This is a genomic window from Paraburkholderia sp. (assembly GCF_035948235.1).
GTDB lineage: Bacteria > Pseudomonadota > Gammaproteobacteria > Burkholderiales > Burkholderiaceae > Paraburkholderia.
The window spans coordinates 1-2,772 of record NZ_DASZJJ010000171.1; the positions used below are offsets into that span (position 1 = coordinate 1).

1 protein-coding gene and 1 pseudogene are annotated in these 2,772 nt (G+C 64.2%); one reads left to right on the top strand and one right to left on the bottom strand.

Translation table 11 applies throughout. From position 1 onward, the window contains the following. Nucleotides 1-174, bottom strand: a pseudogene (locus tag VG320_RS14955) (pyridoxal-phosphate dependent enzyme); the annotation flags it as partial. 612 nt (nucleotides 175-786) lie between these two features. On the opposite strand from VG320_RS14955, the gene VG320_RS14960 reads away from it, so the two are divergent. Beyond that, the coding region (locus VG320_RS14960; RefSeq protein WP_327200880.1) for a DUF3683 domain-containing protein at nucleotides 787-2,772 on the top strand (1,986 nt) is incomplete at its 3' end.

A 2,772-nucleotide genomic window follows, 5' to 3' on the forward strand; every position in this document is an offset into this window, starting at 1 on the left:
GTAGGCGCCGCGCAGCTTGAACGAGAACACCGGCTGGTTGTCCTCGCGCTTGAGCAGGACGGTGTTGCGCAGACGGGCCGAGAGATTCGGCGCGCGTTCGAGTTCGGTTTCGCGGGCGGCGTCGTAGACGCGGGCGGTGAGGACTTTCTTGAGGTAATCGTCGTGGGAGGCCATGCGGGGGGCGCGCCGGGCGCGGCAAGGTGAGGGGACAGGCGCCTGTATGCCAAAACGCGGATACGAAAACGGACGCTAAAACGCAAATGATAGCGCCAACGGCAGATGCGCTGGCAGCAAGGGCAGGGCAGGCCCGCACGCCCGCCCAGTGCGCCTGAACCAAACGCCAGAACGATTTCCCGACCTTCCGGACGGCGAATCAATTCCGACGTCAATGTCAAAAAATGAAAGTTATATGTCCGTACTGTTCCCGTGCAGCGTCAGCGCGCGTGCGGATCATGCGTTAAAATCGCTTTTTGAAACAAGGATCGGAAGATGCACTGGCAACCCCGGACAGCCCATTTGATGCCCGCACGGCGCGAGACCCGCCCCGCGGCGCAGCGGCATGCCCGTCACGCACGATCGTGTCGCTAAGTCCGAGCGCCGGGGAACCATCGGCGTGAGCGCTGCCGCCATGCTTCCCCACCCCCTTCGTCCGCTATCAGCCACCGCACGCCATCCGCGAGCCACCGGCGGACTCGATTTCAGAATAGCGCCCCACGCGCCCCGTCAGCTTCCGCCATGCAGGCCGCTTGCCCACTGCGCGGGACTGGCTCAAAGAGTCGTCCAACCATGAACGCACCTCAAGTTTTCGATCCTCACGGCGCAGCCGCCGCCGTGGCCACCGATATCGAACCGCGCCTGCGCGAGATTCCGTATAACTACACGTCCTTTTCGGATCGCGAAATCGTCATTCGCCTGCTAGGCGAACCGGCCTGGGAGGCACTGGCCGAACTGCGCGCCGAACGCCGTACCGGCCGCTCGGCGCGCATGCTCTACGAAGTGCTCGGCGACATCTGGGTCGTGCGCCGCAATCCGTATCTGCAGGACGATCTGCTCGACAACCCGAAGCGCCGCGCGCTGCTGATCGAGGCGCTGAACCACCGTATCGCCGAAATCGAAAAGCGCCGTCACGCCGACCTCGTCGAGCATAACGACCAGGAAGGCGTCGATCGCGCCGCCCGCGTGGAAACGCTGGTGGCCGCCGCGCGTCGCGCCATCGAGGAGTTCGCCGCCGAATTCGAGAAGATGGCCGAGCTGCGCCGCCGCGCCACCAAGGTGCTGGGCAAGCGCACGCAGAAGGACAACATCCGCTTCGACGGCATCGCGCGCGTTTCCCACGTCACGGATGCGACAGATTGGCGCGTCGAATATCCGTTCGTGGTCCTCACGCCCGACACCGAAGCCGAAATCGCCGGTCTCATCAAGGCCTGTTTCGAACTCGGTCTGACCGTGATTCCGCGCGGAGGCGGCACGGGCTACACGGGCGGCGCGGTGCCGCTCACGCCGTTCTCGGCCGTCATCAACACCGAAAAGCTCGAACAGCTCGGCCCGGTCGAAATGACCGATCTGCCCGGCGTGGACCGCAAGGTCGCGACGATCTTCTCGGGCGCGGGCGTGGTCACGCGCCGCGTGACCGAAGCCGCCGATGCGGCGGGCTTCGTGTTCGCCGTCGATCCGACCTCGCTCGATGCCTCGTGCATCGGCGGCAATGTCGCGATGAACGCGGGCGGCAAGAAGGCCGTGCTGTGGGGCACGGCGCTCGACAATCTCGCCTGGTGGCGCATGGTCGATCCGCAAGGCAACTGGCTCGAAGTCACGCGTCTTGACCACAACATGGGCAAGATCCACGACATCGAAGTCGCGCGTTTCGAGCTGAAGTGGTTCGACGGCGAGTACGCGCCGGGCGAAAAGCTGCTGCGCACGGAGTCGCTCGACATCGCGGGTCGCGTGTTCCGTAAGGAAGGTCTGGGTAAGGACGTGACGGACAAGTTCCTCGCGGGTCTGCCGGGCATCCAGAAGGAAGGTTGCGACGGTCTGATCACGTCGGCGCGCTGGGTGCTGCACAAAATGCCCGCGCATACGCGCACGGTCTGTCTGGAATTCTTCGGCCAGGCTCGCGAGGCGATCCCGAGCATCGTCGAAATCAAGGATTACCTGTTCGAGACTTCGAAGCAGGGCGGCGCGATTCTCGCGGGTCTGGAGCATCTGGACGAGCGCTATCTGCGCGCCGTGGGTTACGCGACCAAGAGCAAGCGCAACGCGTTTCCGAAGATGGTGCTGATCGGCGATATCGTCGGCGACGATGCCGATGCCGTGGCTACCGCGACGTCGGAAGTCATCCGCATGGCTAACGGCAAGAGCGGCGAAGGTTTCGTTGCGGTTTCCGCCGAGGCGCGCAAGCGTTTCTGGCTCGACCGCAGCCGCACGGCCGCGATCGCCAAGCACACCAACGCGTTCAAGATCAACGAAGACGTCGTGATTCCGCTCAACCGCATGGGCGAGTACACGGACGGCATCGAGCGCATCAACATCGAACTGTCGATCAAGAACAAGCTGCAACTGATCGACGCGCTCGAAGCGTTCTTCAAGGAAGGCAAGCTGCCGCTCGGCAAGACCGACGACGCCAACGAGATCCCCAGCGCGGAACTGCTCGAAGACCGCGTGCAGCAGGCGCTCGACCTGCTCAAGCGCGTGCGCGAGCGCTGGACCTTCGTGGGCGAGAAGCTCGACATGTCGTTGCGCGAGGCGCAGCACTACCTCGTGCAACTGGGCTAT